Source organism: Blastococcus sp. Marseille-P5729 (assembly GCF_900292035.1).
In the GTDB taxonomy this organism is placed as follows: Bacteria; Actinomycetota; Actinomycetes; order Mycobacteriales; family Antricoccaceae; genus Cumulibacter.
In genome coordinates this window covers 86,204-108,465 of the sequence record NZ_OMPO01000003.1, presented here as the reverse complement: position 1 = coordinate 108,465, position 22,262 = coordinate 86,204, and the positions used below count along the sequence as shown (strand labels likewise).

The 22,262-nt window shown below is 68.9% G+C and carries 24 protein-coding genes; 13 read left to right on the top strand and 11 right to left on the bottom strand.

The annotated features are described in order from the left end of the window. Positions 1-10 precede the first annotated feature (10 nt). Together DAA40_RS16520 and DAA40_RS13415 are read right to left on the bottom strand one after the other, a co-directional pair. Positions 11-613 carry a hypothetical protein gene (locus DAA40_RS16520; RefSeq protein ID WP_199849781.1) on the bottom strand — a complete coding sequence of 201 codons (603 nt, stop codon included), beginning with the start codon at positions 611-613 and terminating at the stop codon, positions 11-13. 48 nt (positions 614-661) lie between these two features. Beyond that, positions 662-1,531: an oxygenase MpaB family protein gene (locus DAA40_RS13415; RefSeq protein ID WP_106850258.1), complete on the bottom strand. Its 870-nt coding sequence runs from the start codon at positions 1,529-1,531 to the stop codon at positions 662-664. A gap of 38 nt (positions 1,532-1,569) precedes the next feature. On the opposite strand from DAA40_RS13415, the gene hemG reads away from it, so the two are divergent. Next, a complete protein-coding gene (gene hemG / locus DAA40_RS13410; protein WP_158716441.1) occupies positions 1,570-2,949 on the top strand; it encodes a protoporphyrinogen oxidase in 1,380 nt (459 codons plus the stop codon). Between the two features lie 139 nt (positions 2,950-3,088). Here hemG and DAA40_RS13405 read toward each other — a convergent pair whose 3' ends face one another. Together DAA40_RS13405 and DAA40_RS13400 are read right to left on the bottom strand one after the other, a co-directional pair. Next, positions 3,089-3,754 carry a DUF1345 domain-containing protein gene (locus tag DAA40_RS13405; RefSeq protein WP_106850257.1) on the bottom strand — a complete coding sequence of 222 codons (666 nt, stop codon included), beginning with the start codon at positions 3,752-3,754 and terminating at the stop codon, positions 3,089-3,091. Beyond that, complete coding sequence (locus DAA40_RS13400) at positions 3,751-4,632, bottom strand: ornithine cyclodeaminase family protein (protein WP_106850256.1); 882 nt, start codon at positions 4,630-4,632, stop codon at positions 3,751-3,753. Before DAA40_RS13400 ends, DAA40_RS13405 begins: the two co-directional genes overlap by 4 nt. A 78-nt stretch (positions 4,633-4,710) precedes the next feature. Here DAA40_RS13400 and DAA40_RS13395 point away from each other — a divergent pair, with 78 nt between their 5' ends. After that, entirely contained in the window at positions 4,711-5,688 is a 978-nt protein-coding gene (locus DAA40_RS13395) for a DUF2332 domain-containing protein (protein ID WP_106850255.1), read from the top strand. Positions 5,689-5,699: 11 nt separating this feature from the next. On the opposite strand, the gene DAA40_RS13390 is transcribed toward DAA40_RS13395, so the two are convergent. Next, a complete protein-coding gene (locus tag DAA40_RS13390) occupies positions 5,700-7,301 on the bottom strand; it encodes a DHA2 family efflux MFS transporter permease subunit (RefSeq protein WP_106850254.1) in 1,602 nt (533 codons plus the stop codon). Positions 7,302-7,407: 106 nt separating this feature from the next. On the opposite strand from DAA40_RS13390, the gene DAA40_RS13385 reads away from it, so the two are divergent. From DAA40_RS13385 to DAA40_RS13375, 3 genes are all read left to right on the top strand, one after another. After that, a complete protein-coding gene (locus DAA40_RS13385; protein WP_158716440.1) occupies positions 7,408-8,061 on the top strand; it encodes an alpha/beta hydrolase in 654 nt (217 codons plus the stop codon). Beyond that, the gene (locus tag DAA40_RS13380) at positions 8,058-8,768 is read left to right on the top strand and encodes an enoyl-CoA hydratase/isomerase family protein (RefSeq protein WP_106850253.1); all 711 of its coding nucleotides are present in this window, start codon (positions 8,058-8,060) and stop codon (positions 8,766-8,768) included. The genes DAA40_RS13385 and DAA40_RS13380 overlap by 4 nt, the downstream gene beginning before the upstream one ends. A gap of 201 nt (positions 8,769-8,969) precedes the next feature. Then, positions 8,970-9,593: a superoxide dismutase gene (locus tag DAA40_RS13375; RefSeq protein ID WP_106850252.1), complete on the top strand. Its 624-nt coding sequence runs from the start codon at positions 8,970-8,972 to the stop codon at positions 9,591-9,593. A gap of 457 nt (positions 9,594-10,050) precedes the next feature. Here DAA40_RS13375 and DAA40_RS13370 read toward each other — a convergent pair whose 3' ends face one another. The 3 genes from DAA40_RS13370 to DAA40_RS13355 are packed head-to-tail and all read right to left on the bottom strand — an operon-like array spanning position 10,051 to position 13,580. Next, entirely contained in the window at positions 10,051-11,574 is a 1,524-nt protein-coding gene (locus tag DAA40_RS13370) for an AMP-binding protein (protein ID WP_106850251.1), read from the bottom strand. Positions 11,575-11,619: 45 nt separating this feature from the next. Beyond that, a complete protein-coding gene (locus DAA40_RS16515; RefSeq protein ID WP_199849780.1) occupies positions 11,620-13,128 on the bottom strand; it encodes a maleylpyruvate isomerase family mycothiol-dependent enzyme in 1,509 nt (502 codons plus the stop codon). A 56-nt stretch (positions 13,129-13,184) separates the two neighbouring features. Next, positions 13,185-13,580 carry a phage holin family protein gene (locus DAA40_RS13355; RefSeq protein ID WP_106850249.1) on the bottom strand — a complete coding sequence of 132 codons (396 nt, stop codon included), beginning with the start codon at positions 13,578-13,580 and terminating at the stop codon, positions 13,185-13,187. 79 nt (positions 13,581-13,659) lie between these two features. Here DAA40_RS13355 and DAA40_RS13350 point away from each other — a divergent pair, with 79 nt between their 5' ends. The 3 genes from DAA40_RS13350 to DAA40_RS13340 all read left to right on the top strand — a co-directional run bounded on the left by DAA40_RS13350 (position 13,660) and on the right by DAA40_RS13340 (position 16,606). Beyond that, on the top strand, positions 13,660-14,700 hold the full coding sequence (locus DAA40_RS13350; RefSeq protein WP_234356382.1) for a PHP domain-containing protein: 1,041 nt from the start codon (positions 13,660-13,662) through the stop codon (positions 14,698-14,700). Between the two features lie 231 nt (positions 14,701-14,931). Further along, a complete protein-coding gene (locus tag DAA40_RS13345; protein ID WP_199849779.1) occupies positions 14,932-15,693 on the top strand; it encodes a DUF1707 domain-containing protein in 762 nt (253 codons plus the stop codon). 46 nt (positions 15,694-15,739) lie between these two features. Next, positions 15,740-16,606: an MBL fold metallo-hydrolase gene (locus DAA40_RS13340; protein ID WP_106850247.1), complete on the top strand. Its 867-nt coding sequence runs from the start codon at positions 15,740-15,742 to the stop codon at positions 16,604-16,606. 7 nt (positions 16,607-16,613) lie between these two features. Here the strand turns inward: DAA40_RS13340 and DAA40_RS13335 are convergent, their stop codons facing one another. After that, positions 16,614-16,991: a PaaI family thioesterase gene (locus DAA40_RS13335; protein WP_106850246.1), complete on the bottom strand. Its 378-nt coding sequence runs from the start codon at positions 16,989-16,991 to the stop codon at positions 16,614-16,616. 111 nt (positions 16,992-17,102) lie between these two features. Here DAA40_RS13335 and DAA40_RS13330 point away from each other — a divergent pair, with 111 nt between their 5' ends. Continuing rightward, positions 17,103-17,594, top strand: coding sequence for a hypothetical protein (locus DAA40_RS13330; RefSeq protein WP_106850245.1), 492 nt, complete (start codon positions 17,103-17,105; stop codon positions 17,592-17,594). Between the two features lie 17 nt (positions 17,595-17,611). Further along, the gene (locus DAA40_RS13320; protein WP_158716439.1) at positions 17,612-19,102 is read left to right on the top strand and encodes a PQQ-binding-like beta-propeller repeat protein; all 1,491 of its coding nucleotides are present in this window, start codon (positions 17,612-17,614) and stop codon (positions 19,100-19,102) included. On the opposite strand, the gene DAA40_RS13315 is transcribed toward DAA40_RS13320, so the two are convergent. Then, positions 19,092-19,694 carry an NAD(P)H-dependent oxidoreductase gene (locus DAA40_RS13315; RefSeq protein ID WP_106850242.1) on the bottom strand — a complete coding sequence of 201 codons (603 nt, stop codon included), beginning with the start codon at positions 19,692-19,694 and terminating at the stop codon, positions 19,092-19,094. The genes DAA40_RS13320 and DAA40_RS13315 overlap by 11 nt on opposite strands. Positions 19,695-19,772: 78 nt before the next feature. On the opposite strand from DAA40_RS13315, the gene DAA40_RS13310 reads away from it, so the two are divergent. The 3 genes from DAA40_RS13310 to DAA40_RS13300 all read left to right on the top strand — a co-directional run bounded on the left by DAA40_RS13310 (position 19,773) and on the right by DAA40_RS13300 (position 21,908). Continuing rightward, on the top strand, positions 19,773-20,354 hold the full coding sequence (locus tag DAA40_RS13310) for a TetR/AcrR family transcriptional regulator (RefSeq protein WP_199849778.1): 582 nt from the start codon (positions 19,773-19,775) through the stop codon (positions 20,352-20,354). A gap of 93 nt (positions 20,355-20,447) precedes the next feature. Beyond that, a complete protein-coding gene (locus tag DAA40_RS13305; protein ID WP_106850240.1) occupies positions 20,448-21,116 on the top strand; it encodes a nitroreductase family protein in 669 nt (222 codons plus the stop codon). Between the two features lie 66 nt (positions 21,117-21,182). Continuing rightward, complete coding sequence (locus DAA40_RS13300) at positions 21,183-21,908, top strand: DUF72 domain-containing protein (protein WP_106850239.1); 726 nt, start codon at positions 21,183-21,185, stop codon at positions 21,906-21,908. Between the two features lie 16 nt (positions 21,909-21,924). Here the strand turns inward: DAA40_RS13300 and DAA40_RS13295 are convergent, their stop codons facing one another. Next, positions 21,925-22,179 carry a hypothetical protein gene (locus DAA40_RS13295; RefSeq protein WP_106850238.1) on the bottom strand — a complete coding sequence of 85 codons (255 nt, stop codon included), beginning with the start codon at positions 22,177-22,179 and terminating at the stop codon, positions 21,925-21,927. Positions 22,180-22,262: the final 83 nt, after the last annotated feature.

Here is a 22,262-nt window from a genome sequence, read left to right as displayed (position 1 = left end):
AGTTGATGACTTACTGCTTTGGCCGCTGCTGACCGAAGCCCGGCCCCTGCTGCGGCCGGTCCGAGCCGGTCGGGCCGGTCGGGCCGGTCGGCGGAGGCTGCGGCGGACGCTGGCCGTACTGCCCTTGCTGGCTGTGCGGCGCCATGCCCGGCTGGCCAGGCGCCGGTGGCTGCGACGGGCCACCGAAGGTCGGGTGCGGCGCACCCGGCATCGAGCCGGGCGCAGGGCCGCGCTGCGCCTCCGGGCCGGTCAGCTGCGCGCCGGTGGTCGAGGTGGCCCCGTTCAGTGGACCCGAGGTGTGCGGGGCTGACGGCGCTGAACCGGCCCACTGCCCGTCACCGACCCAGTTACCGGTGCTCGGCGACCCTTGGGCGGCCTTCTTCTTCATCAGGAGCGCACCGACGATGAGCGCAACGCCGATCAGGCCGAGGACGATGCCGAACACCGGCTGCATGTCGTAGGCCCAGGACAGCAGCCGGAACTCCATGTCGAACTGCTCGAGGATCAGTGAACCGAATCCGAGGATGATCAGGAGGATGCCGATCTGCACCATGAGGGGCTTTCCAATCGTGTGGGGCGTGAGCACTGTGGCCGCGTGCTTGGACCACCGCACCTCGTATCCGGTTCCAGGAATGCCGGAAACTGATCGAATCGTAAGGCGTCAAGCATCCTGACGCGGACGGGGGCGGGGCTGCGCGGTCATGATCCAGCGGACCGTACTCACCGCCAGGCCGCCCGCCAGACCACCGACGACCGGAGTCAGCACCGGCAGCCGCGGTATCCGCAGCATCGACAGTGCCCAGGGGGGCAGGGTGGCGGCCGCCGCCAGCGCCAGTCCCGCATAACCCCCGCGCGCGACCAGCGGCACCGGCGGCTTCAGCAGCAGGAACCGAGCGACGTCGACGGACTCCGGCGTCGAGCACAGCTCCGGCCGATAGCTGTCGAGAACCTGGTTCAGCTCGCGAACTGACCGCGGCGCGCGCACGACCCCCAGCGCCTCCGCGGTAGCGGCCGTCTGTGCGACGTACTGGTCGGCCTCGTCACCCGTCAGCGGCACGGCACCGAAGCGCTGATGGGTCACCAGGAAGCTTCCGATCTCCGCAACATGCACCCACAGCAGCAGGTGCGGGTCGCTCGCGGAGTACTCCCTCCCGTCGGGCGCGGTACCGACCACCCGCTTGTGCACGGCCTTCACGATGCGGATCGCCCGGTCGGCGTCCTCCCGGACGGCGAAGGTGGTCTGCGCGATGAAGTCACTGGTGCGCTGCAACCGGCCGAGCGGATCGCTGCGATATCCCGAATGCTGCGCGACTCCCGCCATAGCGAGCGGGTGCAGGGCCTGCAGCAATAGAGCGCGGATTCCGCCGGCGAACATCGAAGCGTCCGAGTGCACCCGCCAGATCGGGTCGCTCTCGGTGAAGGCGCGGGCGCCCGGCTTGGCCCAGATCTCCTGGGCCCGCGCCTCGGCGTCCTCCCCCGCGACCCGGGAGCGCACGGCATCCCGCAGCTCGTTGCGCAGTCGCTGGATCATCGCCGTCCCCTCTCGATGGCCAGGGATACGCTGGCCAGGTGAGCCCCAGCACCGACCACCGCCGCATGTCAGCGGCGGTCATCGGTGCAGGCATCAGCGGCCTGGTGGCCGCCCGGGCACTGTCACGCGCCGGGGTAGACGTCTCACTGTATGAGGCATCCGGGCGGTTCGGTGGCCAGATCCGCACCGAGAGCCTCTGCGGCAACTCGGCGGACGTCGGCGCCGAAGCGCTCCACCTCGCCTCCCCCGCCGTCCGCGGCCTCGTCGACGAGCTCGACCTCGCGTCGGACGCCGTCTCGTCCCGGCCCGGCAAGACCTGGCTGCAGGTACGCGGCCGGCTGGTCACGATGCCCGCCGGCGTCGGCCCGGCGGGCCCGACCCGGCTCCGCCCGGTGATCTCCTCACGAGCGCTGTCCCTGCCCGGGCTGGGGCGGGCCGCGCTCGAGCCGTGGAAAGCCCGCCGAAAGGTCACCGGCGACATCTCCGTCGCCGAGTTCATCACCGGCCGGTTCGGGCGAGAGGTCACCGACACCTTCGTCGACCCGATGCTGGGCGGCCTGCACAGCGGCGACATCTCGCGACTGAGCCTGCAGTCGGCCTCGCCGATGCTCGCCGCTGCTGCCCGGGCCGGCAAGCCGCTCACAACCTCCCGCAAGCTGCGCCGCGCCGCTCCCGCCACCCCGGCGTCCTTCATCACCTGGCCCACCGGGCTCTCCCGCTTGGTCGATCGGCTCAGTGCCGACATCGACGGTCGGGTGCATCTTTCCACCGCAGTCCAGACCCTCGGTGTCGGCCCATGCCTGACCGTCAACGGCGAGACGGCCGAGTACGACGCCGTCGTGCTCGCCGTGCCGGCCGCTGCGGCCGCCGCGATGCTCTGCGATCTTCCAGCCGCGGCCCAGGCCCTCGATCGGATCCCCACGGCGACCGTCGGGTCATTGCTGGTGGCCTTCGACCGCACGACGGTCGCATCGGTGGATGCTTTGCGTGGCACCGGAATCCTGCTCGGCAGCACGAGCGGACGGCTGCTGAAATCCGCCACCTTCCTGAGCACGAAGTGGCCGCACCTCGACCGGCCCGACCACTATCTGATGCGGCTGTCGGCCGGTCGCGCGGGCCAGCACATCGTCAGCGAGCTCGACGACGACGAGCTGATCACGCGGATGCTCACCGACCTGCGCGAGCTCACCGGCCTTACCGCCGACCCGCTTCAGACCCGCCTGCACCGGTGGGTCGACACCATGCCGCAGCTGGAGATCGGGCACGCCGAACGGGTGCGCACCGCCCGGGCCGCGTTGTGGCCCGGAGTCGTCCTGGCTGGGGCGGCGTACGACGGGGTCGGGCTCGCCTCCGCCATCGCCAGCGGACAGCAGGCGGCCACCGCCGTACTCACCTACCTCCAGGAGCAGTCGGCATGAAACCCCGTCGATTTCGTAGTCATCGATCACCAGGGCTGGGTGTACCCCGGCGGTTTCCTTCCCCACCGTGCCGGCAATGTCGAGCAGCTGGACCTCGGTCAGATCTACCGCGAGGCGCCGCTCATGCGGGCGTTGCTGTCTAGCCGCCCAGCCCCGCGATGATGTTGATCGCGGCGCCGAGGATGACCACGCCGAACAGGAAGGCCATCAGGCAGTGCCGCAGGACGACGCGGCGGATCTCCTTGTGCTCCACGTTGTTGTCAGAGACCTGGTAGGTCATGCCGAGGTTGAAGCTGAAGTAGAGGAAGTCGCGGTAGTCCGGTGACTCGTCGCTGTTGAAGTCGATGCCGCCCTCGGGGTCGCCGTAGTACAGCCGCGCGTAGCGCAAGGTGTAGGTCGAGTGGATGGTGAACCAGGACGCGGCAATGGTGGCCATCCCGAGGCCGGTCAGCACCCAGCGTTCGGCGCCCGTGGCGCTCGCGGCCTCGGCGAGGTAATAGCCCACCGCACCCAGGCTGAAGAGCGAGGCCAGAAGCAGGACGACGTCCGCCGTTCCTCGAGTGGGATCCTCCCGCACTGCGTGGGCGCGGGTCTCGGAAGGGCTCATCGGACGTAGCGTGACCCAGGCCCACACCAGCCAGATCAGGCACGCGGCGACCCAGCCGGCTCCGACCGCGAACCGCGGTTCGGCGAGCAGCCAGACCGCCGCGCCCACGAACAGTCCGGCCGCCGCACTGAGCGCCACTCGTACTGCCGCGCTCGCCCCCGGGAGCGAGCTGTCATGCAGCTCCGACCGGGTACTCATGCGAGTGCCCGACCGAGCGCGTCGAGCAGCGCAACCTCGGTGCCGGCCAGCCCACAGGACTGAAAGAAGGTGAACCGCTTGCCGTGTAGGCGATCCGCGCCTTGGCGAAGGTGATGACCGAGGTGCTCGGCACCCTGGGTGCTGCCCGCGAGCGCCTCGAGCTGGGCCAGCGAGTCGGTGGTGATGAAGGACTCGGCGAGCAGCCGGTCGTCGTACTCGCTAGAACCGGGAACCTTCGAGCCGAGCGAGCTGACGTGGGCGCCGTCCGCCAGCCACCCGGTGTCGATCACCGGTTCGCGCGCGGTAGTCGCGAGGACGACGATGTCTGCGCCGTCCACCGCCTCGTGCGGGTCAGCCATCGCCTTGGCGGGGAGGTCGAGGCGGTCGGCGAGCCGGCGCGCGAACGCAACTCGATGGTCCGGGGTTGGCGAGTAGACCCGCACCTTGCGCAGCGGCCGGATCGCCTGGATCGCCCAGGCCTGCCAGTACGCCTGGATCCCGGACCCGATCAGCGTGAGCGTGGAGGCCTGCGGTGCCGCGAGCGCGTCGACCGCCACGCCCCCGATCGCCCCGGTGCGGGCGATCCCGACCAGGCTCCCGGCGTGCACGTACTTCAGCCGGCGGGTCGCGCGGTCGAGACAGGTGACAATCTGGTCGACCTTGCCCGGGGCGAGGCTGTCGTAGCTGCGGTAGCCGTAGACCTCCGGCGTCGCACCGGTCGTGTACGTCATCACGCCGTCCGCCAGGTCGGCGGTGACCCGAGCGGGCGCCGCTACTTCACCCTTCGCGAACCCGGCGATCACGCCGCGGACGGCGTCCATCGCCAGCTGCGGGGTCAGGGCATCCCTGATGTCGTCATCGTTCAACAACCTCGCCATACGCCTAATCCTCCCCGATTGTGGAACGAATCCTTCACGTGGCGGTGAGTTCGTTCCAGAATCGGGGAGGATGGCGGGATGCAGGGTGCTCGCTTCTTCACCGACGCTTCGATCGCCGACCTCTACGAATGGTTCGCGGAAGAGACCGCGCCGTCCTCGCCCATCTGGGAGCGGCTGTGCCGCTGGATCGCGCGCACACCTGAGATCCAGCGGCGCCTGGACACCCTGCCAGGTCGCAAGCGTCAGCCCAATGTCTTCCTCGGCGCGCTGCGCTATCTCGACGGCCCGCTCGAGCCCGGTGCCGGGCTGCTGGGCTGGCTGGAGGACCGGTGGGACGATGTCTACCGAGTCGCCACGACCCGCGAGACGCAGACCAACGAGCCGGGACGCTGCGCCGTCCTCTCGCCGGTGATCGCCGCGCTCGGCGAGCGGATCTCGCTGATCGAGGTCGGCATGTCCGCGGGCCTGTGCCTGCTGCCCGACCGGTACGGCTACCGCTGGCGCTCCGGCGATCGTGTGATCGAGGCCGGGCCGACCGACGTCACCGTCCTCGACTGCGAGCTGCGCGGTCCGCAGCGGTTGCCCTGCGCCGTCCCGCAGATCGCGTGGCGGGCCGGCATCGACCTCAACCCGCTGGACCCCGCTGATTCGGACGACGCGAGGTGGCTTCGCTCGCTCGTCTGGCCGGGGCAGACCCATCGTGAGGAACGGCTAGCAGCCACGCTACGCGCCGCCGCCGGCGAGCCGATCGTGCGGGTCAAGGGCGACGCCGTCGCCGAGCTGCCGGGTCTCGTGGCGCGGGCACCAGAGGACACCACGGTCGTCGTGATGCACACCGCCGTCCTGGGGTACTTCACCCGCGAGCATCGGCTGGCCTTCGAACGGACCGTCAAGCAGCTGCCGGTGCGGTGGATCGCCAACGAGGACGCGCGCGTCGTGCCCTCGGTCCGCGAGAAGGTGCCGGAATGGGACGGCCCGCCGTCCTTCGTAATGTCGTTGGACGGCGAGCCACTGGCTCGCACCGGCCCGCACGGCCAGTACCTGCACTGGCTGTAGGCACGCCTCGCTCAACGACGTGCGGTGCTCGCCGGTGCGCTATCCCGCCGGAGCGCGCCAGCATGCAGCTCGGGCCGGCGGGCACGCGCGACGGAGCGGCGCGCGCGCATGCCGCTGTGCGTCGGGCGCTCGAAGCACATCACGACGAGGAAGCCGAGCACCAGCACCGCCGCCGGCAGATACAGCGATTCGCCCATCGCCCGCGCGAACGGCTCCAGCAGCGGTTCGGGCAGCGCTCCGGTCGCCTCGGCGTACGACCCACTCGCCGCGCCCGGCGGGGCGCCCAGCTGATCGAGCACCGGAGTGAAGTGAGCGGAGATGCGGTTCTGCATCAGCACGCCGACCGACGCGCTGCCGAGGACGGCGCCCACCTGTCGGGTCATGTTGTAGACACCCGATCCCGCGCCCGCCAGGTGCATCGGCAGGTTGCGGGTGGCAGTCGCCGACAGCGGCGCCCAGACGAACGAGCCGCTGAAACCCAGCAGGCCGATCGGCAGCAGCACCTGCCAGACGGGGGTGTCGACGTCCATCACGGTCCCGAGCCACCACAGCCCGACCGCCTGACCGGTGAACCCGAAGCCTGCCAGCAGCCGGGGGTGCATCCGATCGGTGAGCATGCCCGCGATCGGCGCCATGAGCATCGACGCGAAGGCCATCGGGATCAGCAGCATCGCGGAGCGCATCGTGCTCAGGCCGATCGTCTTCTGGGCGTACAGCATGAGCGGGATGCCCATGCCGGTGACCGCGAAGCCCATCGTGAAGATCGCGATGTTCGCCAGCCCGAAGTTGCGGTCCTTGAACAGTTCCAGGCTCATCAACGGCTCGCGTTTGTTGGCCGACTGCCACCAAAGGAAGCCGGCGAGCAGCAGCACACCGCTGATGATCAGCGACCACACGCTGATCGGCCCGGCGATAGTCCCCCAGTCGTGCTTCTGCCCCTCCTGGACGCCGAAGGTGAGGCAGAACAGCCCGACCGTGTTCAGCAGGATGCCGGGGACGTCGAAACGGTGCCGCCTCGTCTCCAACGACGGCACCAGCCGCCACGCGGCGATGAACGCGATGATGCCCACCGGGACGTTGATGAAGAAGATCCACTCCCAGCCGAGCGAACCGGTCAGGAGGCCGCCCGCGAGCGGACCGACCAGCATCGCGACGCCCGCGATCGAGCCCCACAGGGCCATCGCCGTACCGCGCCGTTCCGGCGGGAAGGTGCGGGTAATGACCGCCATGGTCTGCGGCGTCATCATCGACGCGCCGAGTCCCTGCAGCACGCGGGCGAAGACCAGCAGCTCGATCGTCCCGGCAAAGCCGCACAGCGCAGACGCCGCCGTGAAGACGATCAGTCCGGTGAGATAGATCCGCTTCGGACCGAACTGATCACCGAGCCGGCCGGTGACCAGCAGCGGGACGACGTAGGCCAGCAGATAGGCGCTGGTCACCCACACGACGCTGTTGAGGTCGGTGCGCAGCCCGACCATGATCGAGTCGGTCGCGACCGAGACGATCGTGGCGTCAACCAGGATCATGAAGAACCCGATCACCAGCGCCCACAGCGCGGGCCACGGGCTCTGCTCCTGCGTGGCGGCGGGCCGCGCCGGCGATGCTGTCGTCATACCGCTCATCGTGGCACTCGCCGCAGACAACCAACAGGCCACCTGTCATGGCCGGCTAGGACCGTGGGACCGCGGGCGCCCGCGGGCTCGGAGTAGGTTCGAGCGCATGACTGCTCAGGTGCGCGGCCGACTCCCGAGGGACTGCGAGGGCGTCGCCCTGCTGCTGCACGGCGGCGGTGAGCACGGCGAGCATACGCTTCGGTGGATCGGTCTTCCGGTGCTTCGGATGCTGCCGTTCGCCCTGACGATCCGCCGCCGCGGCCGAGGGCGCATCGGCGTCCTACGCGTGAAGAACGAGGTCTTCGGCTGGAACGGCGACAAGCGCTCCCCACTCGCCGGCACCCGCGACGTGCTCGAGCGGGTGCGCGCCGAGCGACCCGGCGTCCCGATCGTCATGGTCGGCCATTCGATGGGCGGGCGGGTCGCGCTGAACCTGATCGAGGATCCGGGAGTGGTCGGCGTGGCCGCGCTGGCGCCGTGGGTGGTCGAGGCGGACGGCGTCCACGGCAGGCCCGGCCAGCGCGCCCTGCTCATGCACGGGCTCGCCGACCGCATCACCAGCCCTCGCCTCAGTGAGCAGTACGTCGCATCCCTGCGTGGCCGCGGCGTCGACGCGACCTGGCGAGCGGTCCCCGGGGAGGGACACGCGATGCTGCGGCGCTGGCCGTTGTGGCATGCGGTGACCGCGCGGTTCGTCGTACAGACCATTCAACAGGCAGCGCGTGATCATCGCGCCGCCCTGGACCGAGGAGACTCATGAGCATCACTACCGCCAAGGACGGCGACGTCCACGTGATCACCATCAACAACCCGCGACGTGCCAACGCACTCAGCTGGGACATGCTCGGCGAGCTGTGCGAGGCCTTCGAGGCGGCCGGTGCGGATGCGTCGGCGCGAGGCGTGCTGCTGCGCGGCTGCGAGGACGCCGGATTCTCGGCGGGCATGGACACCTCGCTGTTCGAGACCGAGGATCCGGGGCGCGCGTACGAGATCATCTCGCGGCTCGGTGAGGTCTGCCAGGCGGTGAAGGACTGTCCGCTCCCGGTCGCGGCGTCCATGCGCAGGTACGTCGTCGGCGGCATGCTGGAGGTCGCGGCTGCCGCCGAGTTCCGGGTCGCCGCGCCAGGCACTTTCTTCCAGATGCCCGAGGTGCGCATCGACATCCCGTCGGTGCTGGAGACGGTCAACCTGCACCGGGTGATGGGCTGGACCCTCGCCACCGAGATCGTGCTCACCGGCGAGCGGTACGACGCCGAGGTGATGATGCAGCGCGGCTTTCTCAACCGGGTCGCCGACGACCCAGACGCGGTCGCCATGGAGCTGCTTGGCTACACGTCGCAGAGCAGCCGGCACGTCATCGCCCAGCAGAAGCGGCTGCACAACAAGTGGCGCAATCTGCACGAGCGGGAGGCGATCGACGACACCCGCAACGAATTCGCCCTCGCCTTCACCCGGCGGAAGCGCTGACCACCGGACGTCGGCACCCGTTGTTGTGTGACAGTTTCGGGCGTCATTGCCCGAAAGCGGCACACAACAACGGGTGGCGCGGGGCGGGAGGGCGCAACGCAACGGGGAGGTCGGCCTCGCGCGGAACTTATTGCAAGTTGTTTGCAATAAGGCAGAATGGGGTGAGCACGCAGAACCGATAGCTAAGGAGCTGCTCACCCCATGGCGAAGTACTCGCTTCCCGACCTTCCGTACGACTACGGAGCCCTCGAGCCGCACATCAGCGGCGAGATCATGCAGTTGCACCACAGCAAGCACCACCAGAAGTACGTCGATGACGCCAACGCGGCGCTGGAGAAGCTGGCCGCGGCCCGCGAGTCGGAGGACTTCGCGACCGTACCGATGCTGGAGAAGAACCTCGCGTTCAACCTCGGCGGGCACACCAACCACTCCGTCTTCTGGCAGAACATGAGCCCCGAAGGCGGCGACCGGCCGGACGGCGAGCTCGCTGCTGCCATCGACGAGCACTTCGGCTCGTTCGAGAAGATGCAGGGCCACTTCGAGGCCACTGCGACAACGATCCAGGGCTCGGGCTGGGCGATCCTCGCGTGGGACTCGATCGGCCAACAGCTGATCATCGTCCAGCTCTACGATCAGCAGGCCAACTGCCCGGTCGGCGTCACTCCGGTGCTGATGCTCGACATGTGGGAGCACGCGTTCTACCTGCAGTACAAGAACGTCAAGGCCGATTACGCCAAGGCGTTCTGGAATGTCGTCAACTGGGCCGATGTGGCCCAGCGCTTCGACAAGGCGCGCACGGCCACCAACGGCCTCATCGTCGCCTGACGAGTCCACCGCCGGCATGGGGATGCTCGGCGGAAGCCGATGAGCTGTCAGATGCTTCCTCGGCGGTCGGGCCCGGTACGCAGACGCGTACCGGGCCTGATCTTCTTCTCACCTCGTCTCGGCGTCGCTCCTTCGTCGCTCGCTCGACGACCGGGGAAGGACCCCGCCGCCTCACCGCGTCTCGGCGTCGCTCCTTCGTCGCTCGCTCGACGACCGGGGAAGGACACCGCCGCCTCACCGCGTCTCGGCGTCGCTCCTTCGTCGCTCGCTCGACGACCGGGGAAGGACACCGCCGCCTCACCGCGTCTCGGCGTCGCTCCTTCGTCGCTCGCTCGACGACCGTGGAGGGTGACGGCGGACCCGCTCGACGACCGTGAACGGTGACGGCGGGCCCGCTCGACGACCGTGAAGGGTGAGGTGGCGCTCGCTCGACGAGCGTGAAGGGTGACGGCGGGGGTCAGGCGTATTGGCTGCGCAGCAGCTTCTTCTGCAGCTTGCCGGTCGGCGTCCGCGGCAGCTGCTCGACGAAGTCGATCGAGCGCGGGGCCTTGAAGTGCGCGAGGTGCTCGCGGCTGTGCTCGATCAGTTCGCGCTCCAGGTCGTCGTCCGACTGGTCGGACGACGACCGGATCACCACCGCCTTCACCTGCTCGCCGAAGTCCGGGTCGGGGACGCCGATGACCGCAACGTCCTGCACCGCGGGGTGCATGCTGAGCAGGTCCTCGATCTCCTGTGGGTAGATGTTGACCCCTCCGGAGATGATCATGTGCGACTTGCGGTCGGTGAGGAACAGGTAGCCGTCCTCGTCGACGTAACCGACATCATCGACGGTGGCCATGCTCCCATCGGCCGACTGCTGCTCCGCCGTCCGCTCTGGATCGCCTTTATAGCTGAAGTTCACCGCCCCACGGAACCAGATAGTGCCCTCCGGCAGGGCCGGTAGCTCGTTGCCCTCGGGATCGAGAATCACCAGCTCGCCGAGGATTGCCTTGCCGACCGTGCCGGGACGCTCGAGCCACTCCTGCGAGTCGCACCGGCAGAATCCGTGCCCCTCCGTGGCGCCGTAGTACTCGTACAGCACCGGTCCCCACTCGTCGATGATCTGGCGCTTGAGCTGCGGCGGCATCGGCGCGGCGCCGTGCACGATCGTCGTGAGCGACGAGATGTCGTACTTCTCGCGGACCTCTCGCGGCAGGCGCATGATGCGGTTGAGCATCGTGGGCACGACCTGCGTAGTCGTCACGCCGTGTTGCTCGACGAGCGCGAGGAACTCCTCCGCATCAAACTTCTCCATGACCACGCAGGTCGCACCCAGCCGGATCGCCCCGAGCAGCGCGCTGTGCGGCGCCGAGTGGTAGAGCGGCGCAGTGCTGAGGTAGATCATGTCCGGCGTGAGCCGGAAGATCGCGTTCGTGAACTCGTAGACCGGCAGGTTGTCGGTGGGGTCGGCGTCCGGGATGGGCCGGATGATCCCCTTCGGGCGCCCTGTGGTGCCCGAGCTGTAGAGCATGCCCCCACCCAGCCGCTCGTCGGCGATCGGCTTGGTCGGCTGCCCGGTGACGAGCTCGTCGAAGCCGTCGAACTGATTCTTCGGATCGCCGCCGACCGCGAGCCAGTGCCGGACGCCAAGGCATCGCTCGGGCAACTCACGGATCGCGTCGAGCGCCGTGTGGTCGGTGACGACGACGGCGGCGTCCGAGTCGGCCACGATGTACTGCAGCTCGTCGGCCTGCAGGTGGGTGTTGATGCAGACATACCGGAGCCCGGCGCGCTCGGCGCCACCTTTGCAGAACAGATAGGTGTCGGTGTTGCTCAGCACCAGCGCGACCGTGTCACCGGTCTGCAGCCCCAGCTGGCGGAACAGCTGCGCAGCCTGGTTGGCCCGCTCCTCGTACTCGCGGTAGGTGTAGGTCTTGCCGGTCGCCGCCATGATGACAGCGACCTTGTCGGGGGTGGCCTCCGCGTGCTGCTTCCCATACACGTCTGGGATCTCCTGTTCGTCGTTGATTCCGGTCCGGCGGCCGGGTCACATGGTGTAGCCGAGACTGCGGGCGATTCGGCGTCCGAGCTCCTCGTCTCCGGCGACGTCCGCCCGTTCGGCGACCTTCTCGGTGTCACCGCGGTTACCGGTCAGCCGGGCGAAGTCGGTGCTGGTCATCTGCAGGCTCACCGTCGGCTCGTCGACGTCGTCCGACACCGACGCCCGGCCGCCCTCGACCGTAATGCCGTAGGTGCGCGGCACCTGGCCAGTGAGCTCGAGACGCACCCGGGACCCGTCCGGTGCCTGCGCCCGCTTGCCGATCATGTAGCCCAGTGCCCGCTCGACCTCGCTGAACGCGACCTCGGCGGCCTTGCCGCCCTCATGGCCGGGCGAGCCGATGCTGTCTCGGATGTCGAGCTCGTGCAGCCACAGGTCGTAGACGCGAATCCGCATGAAGTCGCCGAGGGTCCCCTTGCCCACCGGCGTCCAGGACTCGGCATCGAAGTCCGCCTGCGTCTGGTCGTTCATGGTCGCCATCCGCCGCTCGCGGACGTCGGCGAGCCGCTCGCGCATCTTCGCGGGGGAGTCGCCGGCCATCATCTGGACCCATTGCTCGTTGAGTGCGCCGATCTTGTTGTGCACGTGCTCGCCTGCCTCGCCGGGCAGCTCGGGTGCCTGCTCGCCGAGCAGCAGGTACTCAGTGCCGATGCAGTGCGCGAGTACGTCGGTGATCCGCCAGCCGGGCAGGACGCTGTCCTCGTCGTACGCCTCGTCGCTGAGATCGTCCATGAGCGCACCGAGGGCGGCGAACTGCTCGTCGTACGCCTCGACGATCTGATCTCGGTCGTTGGTCATTCGGACTCCTCGAAGGTGATCTCTTCGCCTCGGTTGATGCTGATCCAGTCCCGGCCGCAGGTAGGGCTCGAGGGTCTGCCGGATCGCGCGCTCGTCGTCCGGACCCTTGGGACGCTGGATTTCATACAGCTGGGGAAACCGCAGCCAGCCGGTGGTGTGCTCCCAGAGCCTGACCGCCTCCTCGCCCATCGGGGGATCGATGAGCACCGGACCGAACAGCACCTGGCCGCTGGGGAAGAACAGCGTCGGGACGCCGAACCCTCCCGCGTCGACGACTCGCTGGTGGTCGGCCTTGATCTCGTCGTGCGTGGTCGGGTCTGCGAGCGCACTGTCGAAGGCCTCCGGCGGGGCGCTGATCTCTTCCAGCAGGCGGCGAGCGTTCTGCGGGACGTGCGGTTGCCCGCCGTCCCGGTGCAGCTCGTGCCCGATCCGCTCGTACCAGGCGTCGATCAGGTGCTCGTCGTGGCGACGCAGCCAGGCGGCGATCCGCATCAGCGACCACCCGTAGGACCACTCCCGCTCCCACGGGTGCTTCTGGTCCTCGCGAAGGTTGACCTCCTCGAGACTGAACAGTTTCCAGTTGATCCGCAGGCCGCTAATGCGGCGTACCTCGCGGATCCAGACCGAGGTCTGGTAGGCGAACGGACACATGGGGTCGAAGTGGAAGTCGACCTCATCCGGAGTTGACGGCGATGTCATGTAGGCAGCCTGCCACGGCTCCCCGGTCCCTGACCAGCCTGCTCCGGCCTACGGGGTTAGCGGCGGGCCTCGCGACGCTTGTCATCCTTGTCGCGGCCGATGATCCCGTAGATCGCGCTGCTCACCAGGCTGATGACCAAGCCACCCCAGAAGGCCGGCCAGAACCCGTCGACGTGGAACCCCAGCCCGACCTTCCCCGAGATCCACGACGTCAGCATCAGCATCAGCGCGTTGATCACCAGCAGGAACAGACCGAGGGTAAGCAGCACCAGACAGCCGGTCAGCACGGTCACGACCGGCTTCACGAAGGTGTTGACCAGGCCGATGATGACCGCGACGGCAGCGAGAGTCAGGATCTCCTGGGTGTCGGTCGTGCCGTCGAGGGTGATGCCGGGGATCAGCCATGCCGCGAGCGCCGTGGCGAGGGCGGTGGCGATGAAGCGAGCGATCATGCCTCCATTGTCTCCCCGATTTTGGAACGAATCCTTCGCTGAGCGGTGGATACGTTCCAAAATCGGGGAGACTGGCGGGGTGCTGTCACCGCTGCCGCCGCTGGAGGCGCCCGTCACCGCCGAGCAGGCGCTGCGCCGCACTGCCTTCCTGCTCGAGCGCGCGATGGAGAGCACCTATCGCATCGAGGCCTTTCGTTCGGCGCTGAAGGTGATCATCGGGCTGGATCCCGGCGAGCTGGAGCAGCGCGCCGCGGCTGGGACCCTCCAGGAGCTCGAAGGGATCGGCAAGACCACGGACGCGCTGATCAGCCAGGCGGTGCGCGGCGAGCTCCCGAGCTACTTGGCTGACCTGCAGACGGACGCCGGCCCGCTCACCGAGAGCCCCTACACGGGGCTGCTGCGCGGCGACCTGCACATGCACAGCGACTGGTCGGACGGCGGCTCGCCCATCCAGGAGATGGCGATGACCGCGATCGAGCTCGACCACGAGTACGCCGTCCTCACTGACCACTCGCCTCGGCTGCGGATCGCGAACGGCCTCAGCGCCGCCCGCCTCACCCAGCAGTTGAGGATGATCGACGCGATCAATGCGCTCGTCGCACCGGACTTCAGGCTGCTGAAGGGAATCGAGGTCGACATCCTCGACGATGGAAAGCTCGATCAGGTCCCGGGCATGCTGGCCAAGCTGGACGTCGTCGTCGCGAGCGTCCACTCCAGGCTGCGGATGGACTCGCGGCCGATGACCCGGCGGATGGTGCGGGCGGTGGAGAACCCGCGGGTGAACGTGCTCGGGCACTGCACGGGCCGGATGGTGCAGGGCAGCCGGGGAACTCGTCCCGCGTCCAGCTTCGACGCGGAGGCGGTCTTCGCCGCGTGCCATGCGAATGACGTCGCCGTTGAGATCAACTCGCGGCTGGAGCGCCAGGACCCACCCGACGAGCTGATCGACATGGCGCTGCAGATGGGTTGCCTGTTCTCGATCGATTCCGACGCACACGCGCCGGGTCAGCTTGAGCTGAAGGCTTACGGCGCGCTGCGTGCCGAGCGGCTCGGCATCCCGCCCGACCGAATCGTGAACACCTGGCCGCTCGATCGTCTCCTCGACTGGGCCACGCCCTGAGCCCGACCCTGGCGCTCTGAGGGCTTTTCGCAATACCCTCGAATCGCGCGACGGTGAAACCTAGGCCCTGTAGCCCACGATCGCTACGGCTCTGGTGAGCATCGTCGAGCCCCGGGTCGGAGACGCTGTCTGGCTAATAGGGGGGTGGGTGGCGCCTCCGGCCCAGCGGGGTCCCTGCGGGCGATGACAGACGGCCTGGATCGCCGCGACGGAGCGCCATAGGGTGGAGTCATGAGCGATCCGGAGCACGAGCTGCCTACGCCCAAGCGTGACGAGCCCGGCCGCGACCTGGCCCCGACGACCCAGCCGTCGGCCAACGAACCGTCCGGCAGCCAGTCACCCGCCAGCCCGCCAGGCACCGGTGCTGTCTCACTGCGTGCCAGCGATCTGGACCGGCGTACCGCGGCGACGATCCTGCACGACGCGCTCGGTAGAGGTCAGCTCACTCTCGACGAGTTCGACGAGCGTACGGCGGCGGTCTGGGCAGCCAAGTACGTCTCCGACCTCGAGCCGCTCACCAACGACCTGGTCCCCGCCGTCGGGACTCCCCAGGCCGCGCAGCGCGCCGCTGCGGAGCGGCACCCGACGGCGAACGAGCGGGTGACCGGGGGTGGCGACAGCGCCGGCGCGTTCGCGATTTGGGGTGGCTTCGACCGCAAGGGCGTGTGGACCATACCGTCGCGATTCACGGCGGTCGCCGTCATGGGCGGCGGTGACATCGACCTGCGCTACGCCAACCTCGGCTCGCACGAGGTGGTCATCACGGCGGTCGCCATCATGGGCGGTATCGACATCGTCGTGCCGGACGACGTCATCGTGCGCGTGAAGGGCATCGGGGTGATGGGTGCCTTCGAGGACGGCCGCAAGTGGGGTGGTCAGCCGGCCCAGCCGGCAAGCGACGCACCGGTGATCATCGTTCAGGGAGCGGCGATCATGGGCGGCATCTCCGTGGTGCGCAAGCCGTCCGGTCCGGTCGACGAGCTCGAGGGCTGAGGACGGCCGGTGACGCGGGCCTCGTCGTTTGCATAGGGTCGAGCGCATGACCGACACGATCAGCCTTGGCCAGCACACGACCATGCTCTGCGGCGACGAGCGCGGCAAGTACCCGTGGGGCAACCCGCTGCTGGTCGAAGGATCCTCGGGCCGGATGCTGATCGACTCGGCGCTGAGTGTCCCGATCCCGGACGTCGACATCGTCGCGCTGAGCCATTTCCACGAGGACCACACCTGCGGGCTGTCACAGCGCCCCGACCTCGACGTCCGCGTGCACCCGGCCGACCTCGACGCCGTCCGTGACGTCGATGCCTTCTTCGGCGAGGGCGGCTACGACTCCCCGGAGTTCCGCAAGCAACTCGAGGAGCAGTACCGGCACGGCCCCGTCACCCAGGCGACCGCGCTGGACATGCAGCCGATCGACCTCGGCGGCGTCACCGTCACGCCGGTGCACCTGCCCGGGCACACCGCGGGGCACTGCGGCTTCCTGATCGAGCCAGATGGCGTGCTGTTCACCGCGGACGTCGATCTATCGAGCTTCGGCCCGTTCTACGGCGACGCGAGCGCATCACTTGCCGACATGCGGACGTCGCTGGATCGGGCGAGCGGGATCGACGCGGCCGTCTACTCGACGTACCACCACAAGCGCGAGGTACGCGACCGCGCCGAGTTCTCCGCGATGCTGCAGGCATTCGCGGCGGTGATGGACGAGCGCGAACAGCGGGTGCTGTCGCTGCTGCAGCAGCCCGCGACCGCCGCCGACCTGGTCGGCAAGGGCGTGGTCTACCGGCCCGGCAAGCTTCCGCCGTACGCCGCACCGACCGAGCAGAAGATGACCCAACTGCACCTCGACGAACTGGCCGAGAAGGGCGCCGTCGTCCGCGAGCACGACGGCCGCTACCGGCTGGCCTGACCCGAGATCAGCTCCGGCGGTCGCGCACCACGAAGGTGGCGACGCCCTGGGCGAGCGCCCGCCCGTCGCCGTCCCGCGTGACGTCGGCCTCGGCGAACACGGTCGTACGGCCCGCCTTGATCACCTTCGCCCGGACCGTCAGATGGTCTCCCGGGACGGCGGAGGCGAAGTAGACCATGTTCATCGACGCAGTCGCGCTGGTCTTTCCGGGGCCCGCACCGCTGACGACGGCATGGCCCATCGCGCTGTCGCACATCGTCGCGATCGCTCCGCCGTGCATGACGCCTCCGCGGTTGAGGTGATCATCCGTGACGGTCATCCGCGCGACCGCCTCACCCGGCCCGACCACCTCGACCGTGTAGCCGGTCAGCTCGCGGTACCCCATGCCGTGCTCCCCTCAGTGCTGATGAGACCCGGGCACAGGCTATCGGTCCGGCCGTCCGCGGTCAGGCTACTGGCGGGCCCGGACCGCTCGCGACGTGCGAGGATCGCGGTCATGGAGGCACAGGCGAGGACGGCGGTCATCGAGGCGCTGCGGATCCTCGACACGCAGGTCGACGAGATCGGCCGGGCCCAGGTCGATGCGCTCGCCCGAGGGCTCGGAGTGGACGGCGTACTGCGCACCTCGGTGCGCGAGGCCGCGGTCGCGCACGCCGGGGAGGTGCGCGCCCTGATCGCGGAAGCGAGCAGTGATCCAGACCCGCGCGTAGTCCCGCCCGCGGACGAGCCCGGTGCCGACCTGGTGGTGCTGGTGCGCTCCTGCCACCCGCTGCCGCAGGCCGGCACCGACATCGACGACCGGATCGGCGCGCTGCTGGGGTGCCCGGTGAGCATCGTCGGCGTGGACGACGTCCAGCCCGCCTATCGCGAGAGGTTCGCCCGGATGCACGAGGCGGGTACGCCGCTGCGCGAGTGGTTGAGCATCGGCGGGGGCGCTGCGCGCAGCACGACCGGTGCCCGGCCCGCCGATGAAACTCCTCTCGTCTGATCCGCGTCGGAGACCTCATGCCTCTCGTCGACAAGGCCCACATCTCCCGGCTGCTGGCCGTGGTCGGCGCCACCCTCGTGGTCATAGCGGTGTGGGGCCGCGTCGCCAGCCCGTGGATCTGGCTGCTCGTCGGCGTCCTCATCGTCACCGTGGCGGTCGCGACTTACCACCTGGTCTTCGACCGCAGGGACGACTCGACCGACGTCCAAAATAATCGACAGCATTCGATGGTAGCGGCTCTGCTGGTCGGCACTCTCGTCCTCGGCGTCGTGCTCGTGCCCGCCCTGCTGACCAAGCCGACGACAGTCGACGATGCTCCCTGGCACGAAGAGGGCCCGCTGGCGAACGGCGCCCGGGTGATCGACAACGCCGAGCACGGCCACCTCGTCTTCACCTTCAACGCCGGCCACCGCCCCGATCAGATCATCGTCGCCGAGACTGGCGAAGTGCTGGGTGAGTTCGAGCGCAGCAGAGATGATCGGCTAGTGATCGCGGCCGATGGCGAGACCTTCTTCCTGGTCGACAGCATCGACGACTCGACGACGGCGTACGACATCGACGGGACCGCGCTGTGGCAGGCAGATGGCCGAGCAGAGGCCGCGGACGGCGACGTCGTCCTACTGGTGCTGCCGTCCTACGCGAGCGGACAGGATTGGCAGCTGTTCGGGCTCGACCGGGACACCGGAAACCAGCTCTGGCAGACCACGACGGTTCCGCCCCAGTCCGAGGTGGGAACGGTCGCTACGGCGGGGCGGGTCGACGACAGCCCTGGCTCCATCTTCACCCAGGCTCCGCTGCCACGCACCTGGTACATCCGCGACGAGACGGCGACCTACCAGCTGGACCTGCAGTCCGGCCAGCCGCTCGGTGCCGGCGTGCCCCCGATGCACGGGGACGGGGCGCGGCGCTACATCCTGGTGGGGCAGGAATCAGTGTGGCTGGCCACCCTGGCACCCTCTGGCAGCGTCGTCGTACAGCTACGCAACGGCGAACTGGTGGGCCAGACTCCCCCGCTGCCCGAAGGGTACAGCGAGTGGCGGGTCGTGGGTCAGCGGGTGTTCGCCAACACCGGGCTCGGTGAGCAGGCCGACTGGGTCACCGCCAAGCCCGGCGACGAGGACTGGACCGACATCGAGTTCCTCGGCGGGACCTTCGGTTACACGGACGCCGACGGCGGAGTCATCGTCGACGACGCGCGGGGAGCCCTGACCGCCCGAACGCCGTCCGGCGAGGTCCTGTGGAGCCATGACTACGATTCCGACGATCGACGGTTCGGCTACTGGCTGTCCGATCAGACCCTGGTCATGACCTTCACCGGCGCACGGCATCCGCTCGCGTCGTCCCGGCCGGTCCGGGTGCAGACCATCGATCCACACACCGGTGACGTCCGCGCCGAGGCCGCCATGCGCGGGCAGGACGAGCCCGTGCCGTTCGGCGACGGCTGCGCCGTGGTCACTGATCCCGGCGGCAACGACGGCGACACAGTCGGGTTCGTCCTCAGGCCGTAGCGCTGCTCAGGGCGCGAGCGGCACCGACTCGGACGGCGTCCTGCTCGCCGTACCGCTTGGCCTGCTCGAGCCACTTCGCGCGCTTCTCGGGGGTGGACTTGTTCACCGCGGCGAAGCGGTCGACGGTCACCGGCTTGAAACCGCAGAACGCGATGGTGCCCTTCGTGAGCGAGGCCAACCGGGTGTCCGGCATCAACCGCTGCAGCGCGACCGGGGTATCGGCGGTGATCAATATACGTGCGCTGCGGCCCTTCAGCAGCCCCACTGGCAGGCCGTGGGCCGTGTAGCGGTAGTCCTCCTTGGGCAGCAGCGCGCGGTCGAGGAACCCCTTGAGCAGGGCGGGCACCGAGCGCCACCAGACCGGCGTGACCACGACGAGGTGCTTCGCGTCGCGGATCGCCTGCCGAGCGTCGGCGAGGTCGGGCTCGATCGGCATCGGCCGCGTGTAGCCGTGGCGCATGTGGATGTCGAAGTCGAGCTCGCGTAGCGCGAGCAGGCGGGCTCCTGGGTTGCCGTCGGCGTACGACTGGGCGAGGGCGGCGCAGAGGCTGTCGGGGTTCGGGTGGCCGTCGATGACGAGAGTGGCGGGCATGAAGTGCTCCTTGGCAATTAGCGATCTTGACGCTGTCAACTATCTTGACGCTGTCAACTATGACGTAGGATGTTGCGCGTGTCAAGATCTGACGCGAAGGCGTATCACCACGGCGACCTCGCGGCCACCCTCGAGCGGGCCGCGATCGCTCTGCTCGGCGAGAAGAGCGCGTCGAGCCTGAGCCTGCGTGAGGTGGCGCGCAAGGCCGGGGTCAGCCACAACGCGCCGTATCACCATTTCGGCGATCGTCAGGGGCTGCTCAAGGCGGTGGCAGCCCGCAGCCTGCGCGATCTGTTCGACGCGATGATGGCCGCGCGCGATGCCGTGACCGCACCGCGGGAGCGCCTGCTGGGCGCCGGGCAGGCCTACGTGCAGTTCGCGGTCGAGCATCCCGGGCAGTTCGATGCGATCTTCGACCCCGAGATCTGCGACCCTCGTGAGCCCAACCCGGTCACCGCGCCGTTCATCGAAGCCAACGACAAGCTGCTGCGGGACGCCGTCAGCGCGGCGCTGCCGGCGGCGAGCGATCAGCAGGTCGAGGCCACCGCTTCGGCGCTCTGGGGAACAGTGCACGGTCTGGCACTGCTGGTCTCGACCGGGCACCTGCCGATCGAGGTGGTCCGCCCGGGTCTGGAGTCGGTACTCGATCTGCAGATCTGAGGCCCGGATGCCAGCTGGCGGGCGGATTCCGTTAGTGCATCGCTAGCACCGGCGCCTCTAGGATCGGGGCACGCTGCCAGCTGAGGAGGGCCCATGAATGCCGATCAACGCGACCTGCTGCCGCTGACCGCGCATGAGCTGCTGACCACTACGCGCAGCGTCCGCAAGCGCCTGGACTTCGACCGGCCGGTGCCCGATCGGCTCATCACCGACTGCATCCGCGACGCTCTGCAGGCGCCGTCTGGCTCGAACCGCTGGACGCTACGGTTCGTCGTCGTTACCGATCCCGAGGTCAAGGACGAGCTGGCGGCGATCTACCGCGACGGCTACGAGCTGTACCGGACGACGCCGACCTACGTCGGCGCGGTCACCAAGGACACTCCGGAGCGCGACGACTCCCAGCGGCGTACGGCGTCCTCGGCCGACTATCTGGCAGAGAACTACCACCGCGCGCCGGCGATCGTGCTCGGGTGTGGACTCGGGCGGGCGGAGTCCGGGCCGCCGATCGCGAAGACCTCGCTGCTGTCAAGCGCGATGCCGGGCATCTGGTCGTTCATGCTCGCGGCGCGGCTGCGCGGGCTGGGCACCTGCTGGACGACGGTCGCGCTCAACGAGGAGCAGCGGCTGCACGAGGCGCTCGCGATGCCGATGGACTCGGTCACCGTAGCGTGCATGACGCCGGTCGCGTTCACCAAGGGCACGAGCTTCCAGCCCGCGCTGCGGCCTGAGCCCGACGAGGTCACCCACTGGAACCGCTGGTGAGCCGCTGGCGGGACGACGATCGCGAGCCGGCGCGTCGCTTCTGGCTCCAGCGGGTAGAACTCTTGCGTGACGGTACTTCTGGGGACGTCGGGCTGGACCTACGACAGCTGGACCGGTCCCTTCTACCCTGCGGAGCTGCCGGCGCGGCGAAAGCTCGAGTACTACGCGCAGACCTTCGCGACGGTCGAGCTCAACGCGTCGTACTACCGGTGGCCGAAGGATGCGACCTTCACCGGCTGGCGGGAGCGGCTGCCCGAGGGCTTCGAGCTGACGGTGAAGGCGCCGAAGTCGCTCACCCACAACAAGAAGCTGCGCGAGCCGGAGCGGTGGGCGGAGATCATCACCCGCTGCATGGAGCTGCTCGGGGACCGGCGCGGACCGCTGCTGCTGCAACTGCCGCCGAATCTGGGCCGGGACGACGGTCGGCTCGCCTACGCGTTGTCGCGCTTTCCCGACTGGCTACGGATCGCGGTCGAGTTCCGGCATGACAGCTGGCTACACGAGGACGTCTTCGCGCTGCTGCAGGAGCACCAGGCGGCGTACGTCGTGATGAGCGGGGCGAAGCTGCCCTGCGAGCTCAAGGTGACCACGGACTTCGGCTACGTACGGTGGCACGGCCCGGACCACGAGCATCTCTACGGCGGCTCGTACTCCGACGCCGACCTGCGGTGGTGGGCAGAGCGGATCCACGAGTGGGAGTCCGGTGGGGTGAAGGTCTATGGCTACTTCAACAACGACATGAACGGGTACGCCGTCGAGAACGCCCAGCGGCTCCGCTCGTACCTCTACTGACTGAGTGGTCTGGCCGTCAGGTCTCGCGGCCAGACCCGGTGCGATCGCCATCGCGCGCCTCCACCCAGGCACGGGCGATGGCGGCCTCGATCGGAGTCGGGAACTCGGGACCATCGTGATGATCGGCCTGCATCAAGCCGGTGACGAACGCGTGCGCCTCCTGCGTCGTCACGCCCGCGGCGCTGCGTACGGCTTCGACGGTGATTCGCTGGCCGCCGTCCTTCAGCATCACGTAGGCGCTGGCCAGCCGCCTATGCAGATCGTCATTCATCACGCGCTCCGTGGGTCTCCGTGGAGGGCTCACTCCGTGGGTCTCTGCAAGCCATGCTGCCGCGCCTCGCGGGCTCGGAGGCG